At 43.4% G+C, this 4,840-nt stretch carries 2 protein-coding genes, 1 tRNA gene and 2 pseudogenes; 2 read left to right on the top strand and 3 right to left on the bottom strand.

Annotated features, from left to right (window positions below; translation table 11 throughout):
• A pseudogene (locus tag NZ952_06995) lies at positions 1-783 on the bottom strand (HAD-IC family P-type ATPase).
• Positions 747-1,370: pseudogene (locus tag NZ952_06990) on the bottom strand (FGGY family carbohydrate kinase). Before NZ952_06990 ends, NZ952_06995 begins: the two co-directional pseudogenes overlap by 37 nt.
• Positions 1,371-1,697: 327 nt before the next feature.
• On the opposite strand from NZ952_06990, the gene NZ952_06985 reads away from it, so the two are divergent.
• Together NZ952_06985 and NZ952_06980 are read left to right on the top strand one after the other, a co-directional pair.
• Positions 1,698-1,772, top strand: a tRNA-Lys gene (locus NZ952_06985).
• 302 nt (positions 1,773-2,074) lie between these two features.
• Positions 2,075-3,310, top strand: coding sequence for a trypsin-like peptidase domain-containing protein (locus NZ952_06980; GenBank protein MCS7120925.1), 1,236 nt, complete (start codon positions 2,075-2,077; stop codon positions 3,308-3,310).
• 30 nt (positions 3,311-3,340) lie between these two features.
• Here NZ952_06980 and NZ952_06975 read toward each other — a convergent pair.
• Positions 3,341-4,840: FtsX-like permease family protein (locus tag NZ952_06975; protein ID MCS7120924.1), on the bottom strand; the 1,500-nt coding region annotated here is incomplete at its 5' end.

Raw genomic sequence — 4,840 nt, 5'->3', positions numbered from 1 at the left:
TAGGGATTCAATGAACCAAGCAGTTTGGAAAAGCGGCGCAGGAGCATTAAAGGCGAGAAGCATCACGAAAAATGTTAAGAAGTCGAAGAGGGAACTGACTGGACCCAAACACACCATAAACCATTTAATAAAATGTATATCCCACCTTTTCGGCTTCTCAACGTATTCTTTGTCAACATCGTCTGTGGGTATCGTTGACTGCGAGAAGTCATAGAGGAGATTATTAAGCAGTATCTGTATAGGCAGCATGGGCAGAAACGGCAGAAACAAGGATGCCCCAGCCACGCTGAACATGTTTCCAAAGTTTGAGCTCACACCCATCATGATATACTTCATAGTGTTGCCGAAAGTTTTTCGTCCTTCTAAAACGCCTTCTTCAAGAATTCTTAAGTCATTCTGCAGAAGTATAATGTCAGCAGACTCTTTGGCTACGTCCACAGCGTTGTCAACTGATATGCCCACGTCTGCTGTCTTCATTGAAGGCGCGTCATTAATTCCGTCTCCCAAAAAGCCAACCACATGCCCGTTATTTTTCAAAGCGGTGATTATTCTGTCCTTTTGAACTGGTGTCACTCTCGCAAAAACGTTCGCTTCCTCGACCACTCTTTGTAGGGCTTCATCATGCATTTGAGCAATTTCGCTTCCGAGAACAACACCTTTAATTTCAAAACCTAAGTGTTCGCATACTTTTCTTATAACCAATTCGTTGTCGCCGGTAAGGATTTTTAATTCTACTCCAGCCTTGCTTAATAGCTGTAGGGATTCTCGAGCCGTTTCTTTAGGTCCATGAGCATTGTTCTAGACGCATTTGTATAATCTGTGACATGGCTTCCCTTTTTAGGTCCTCCCGTCAAATTCCATATGAGCCAGCTATCGACGGTTCCAAAAACTGCCCTACCTTCCTCAGCCTTCTTTCTAAGGCCTGGAACATTTTCTAGAATCCATCTTATCTTCGGAGCTGAGAAATATGTACTTAGGTAAAGCCCTGTCCTTTCTCTTATTAAAGGCTCTAGTCCCGCCTCTCTAAGTTGTTGACAGATTTTAGTTGTCCGACTGCACTACCATACTATAGCATTATAGTAGGGCTTTCCAGTAACTGGGTCCCAGACCATCGTGGTCTCTCTCTGATTCGTGACGCCGATTGCTGAAATATTTTTCGACTTAATCTTGGACTTTCGTAACATGGACCTTATTAATGTCTGAGTCTGTCGCCAAATCTCTACAGGGTCTTGCTCGACCCATCCCGGCCTAGGACATATTTGTTTATGCTCTCTATAGTTGAGAGCAACGATGTTTCCTTGCTTGTTGAATATTGCAAACCTTGTGCCTGATGTACTTTGGTCAACAACGGCAATGAATTCTTGCTCCAATTTCAACTGCTCCGATCCGAAGAGACATTATATTCATTTGGATCTTTTTATCAATTACTGTTTTATACGAACAACTCAAAAATTAGACCGAGATGTGACAAATAAGATTGGAGCATAGGAACAATTCTCGTTTACAAGGTAGAGTTTGAGTTTAGATTAAGACGCTTCAGGAAGGTTGAGAGGCTGGGTCCATAATTTGGCATCATCAACCAAATTTTTTCTTTTTTAGTATATTTCTTGATCCCAATTACCTCTATTGAAAACAGTAAACTCTAAATAATCAAGGGAGCCTTTATTTCACGAAGTGTGCCAAACGCGTGGTCGTTTGGGCCCGTAGCTCAGCAAGGATAGAGCACCGGGCTTTTAACCCGGGGGTCGTGGGTTCAATTCCCGCCGGGCCCGCATCCATATTCTCCTAATATGCGATGGCCATCACATGAGAATATGGTCTAGAGTCATACCCCAATGGGCGAATGGCCAACACCACTTTACCTCACTTATTGACAATTGAGGAAATTTGGCTAAAATTTTGGAAAAAGCCTATTAAAGTAATTGCTTTTGAAGAGTTGGTAGACGAATAATTGAGTGCATAATTAGGGTATACATCAAGTCAGTATGTTAATTAATAAAATATGTGTTGAGGGAGTGATGGTGACTTGCATATTATCTGCTTTAAGTCTAGCTTTCCCACTTTCTTATCAGAGATGACTTCTGAGCGGTTTAGGGCGTCGAATGAGCATTCTCGGTCTCTTCTCATAATTCTTCTCTTGTCTCTTCTGCTGGTTGGGGCGGGCTTAGGCTATCTCGTCGCGATACTATCTTTTGCCGAAAGGTTTGACTCGCTGCAAAAGCAGATCTCAACTCTTCAGTATGAAATTTCCGGTTTGAGGACGACTTTGAGTGCAATTCAGGGAAGCATTTCGCATTCAAATGTTGTGGAAGATGATTTTTCACTTTCAGAACTCTATGAGCATGTTAGGAAATCGGTTGTTCTAATTAGGGGTGTGACAATTAGTAGAGATATTTTCGGGCGCATCCTCTATAGTCAAGTTCAGGGATCAGGTTTCATATGCAACATTACGGGAAGATCAGTTATCATCACAAACTGTCATGTCGTTAAGGATGCTTTAAACATTACTGTAACATTCCATGACGGTAACGCATATGCCGCAATGTTAATTGGGTCGGATCCCTATGCCGACCTCGCCGTTCTTTCAACTGAGGAATCGTTGCAAGATTATCCTCCGCTCAAAGTTGTCAGCTCCTCTACGTTGAAGGTTGGGGATACAGTAATCGCGGTTGGAAGTCCATTTGGACTTGTAGGCTCCATGGTTGTCGGGATAGTTAGCGCGCTTGGAAGAGCTATCACAGAGGAATTGAGCGGCTCATATGCGATATCCCCAGTAATCCAGACTACGGCACCACTGAATCCGGGAAATTCCGGCGGGCCATTGTTAAATCTCAACGGGGAGGTAATAGGGATAGCCACGGCAATAGTGGCGGATTCTCAAGGTCTTGGGTTTGCAATCCCCTCAAACACAATATTGAGGGAGATTGCATACCTAGTGAACGAGGGATCTTACAATAGGCATCCATGGCTTGGAATCGAGGCCGTAGACATGACATTTGATATTGCGAAGGTTATGAATGTTAACGTGACATATGGATGCCTAATAACTCGGCTCTTTAAGGATGGGCCTGCAGAAAAAGCAGGACTAAAAGCCGGATCAGCATCAGCTTTTATATTGGGCCAGCGCATAACCATAGGAGGAGATATAATAATAGCGATCAATGGTTCACGGATTATAAACACCGATGATCTCTCATCTTATCTGGAGGAAAAAACTTCGCCTGGAGATAACATAATTGTAACTGTTGTGAGAGGTGCTCAACAACTTTTCGTTACCGTTCAGCTTGGAACACGCCCTCCACCAAGCTAGGACGTTTAAGACATCTTATTTGACATGCGGTTAGGTTGGTGTTATAGGTCTCCTCAAAAAGTCAAATATCTCCTCCAATTCCTGTAATCTATTTTTAAGTGTTGCAAGTCTCCCTTGCAGTGGACCACAGATCTTAACATACTCCTCATCACTAATCTCACCCAGATTATAGGAGGTCGTAATCCTCTCCACCTCGACCTCTATCTTTGCTATTTCCTCTTTCAATTCTTTCTGATATGGTTCGAGATTGATAGTCATAGCTCTAAGACTCTTGGATCTTTCTTCAATCATGTTTACGTATTTCTCTTTAAACTCATTATATACTTCCTCGGACAATTTTCCTTTCTGCCCCTCAAGTATCTTCAGCCTCTTATTATAGTCCCTGATCTGATCTATCGCTCCCTTTATATCGGCCATGATCTCCTCTACCGTCTTTCGTTCTTTGGGTGCCTCACGTACAATTGTCATCTTCAGCTGTCTATCTTTCCATTCTGAGAAGCCAATCATGTACTTCTCGAGTTCACGTAGGATCAACCGTATCCGCTCGTAAGTTCTATAGGTTGTTGGAAATTGGATGATCGGGATAAGCGTCTCCGCCTCTCTGTCAACCTTGATTTCGCATGGTATTGATAATGTTTGGCCGGGCGCAATCACTGCGAATGACACTCTGAATGTGCCGTCTCTTAGCATCTCACCTTTAACGGTTCTAGGGTCAACAAGCGATTTCCCAATCCTCCCCAATGTCTCTCTTATATATGTGTATAAGAGTTCGCTATTCTGAATCGTCTCTCTTAATGGAAGCATTAGAATTGTGTTTTCGCCTTGAGTGACCAGTTCCCCTATCATTTCCCTTCTTTTGACCCGCCCCATTAGGCTTAAGCCCTGAGCCCTCACAGCCGGTATATATCCGCCGAGAAAAACCATGACGACGCCCGTCATTAGCGCTATCAGTATTGCGGGCATAGACCAGTTGGAGAATGAGAGTGTCTGAGATGATAAGCCGACTAATGTGGAAAGCAAGAAACCCAGCACATAACTTCCGAAGAAGCCTAAGAATGTACCCATCAACCCAAGTAGAAGCGCCTCCACGAGAAAAACCTGGAAGGTATTCTTCGGGTCAAGTCCAAGCGTGGCTAATGTTGTGAATTCTCTTCTCCTCTCCTCATAAACTGAAGCCATGGTTGAATACATCATCAAAGCCGCAATAAATAATGGTGGAAGATATGGTATTAGACCACTGATCGAGAGCTCAAGCGACCATTCAATCTTTCTGGCAACACCATTCTTATTTGCTACCGTTGTGGCTGCAAAAGCGTAAGCTAGCTCTTCTCCTATACTGAATGGATCGTATCCTTGTCCAGTTAAGATTGTAACTTCGATTATCGTTATTGCCGGATCATTAATCGACCCGATGGGAACCAGGATTAGATCGTATTCCGTCTGGAATAATGGTGTCCCGTCAATCCTCATGAGATCAGTAAACGATGTGACGGGGTCGTATGTGCCTACAACTCTGAAATCGCCGAAGAT

The sequence above is a fragment of the Candidatus Bathyarchaeota archaeon genome (assembly GCA_025059045.1).
Classification (GTDB): Archaea; Thermoproteota; Bathyarchaeia; order Bathyarchaeales; family DTEX01; genus JANXEA01.
Note: the sequence above shows the minus strand (reverse complement) of the source record. Positions and strands in the feature narration are given on the sequence as shown.

What these genes read in the sequence shown, in the direction of transcription:
- NZ952_06980 (MCS7120925.1), top strand. Translation starts at nt 2,075, where the DNA reads ATGACTTCTGAGCGGTTTAGGGCGTCGAATGAGCATTCTCGGTCTCTT.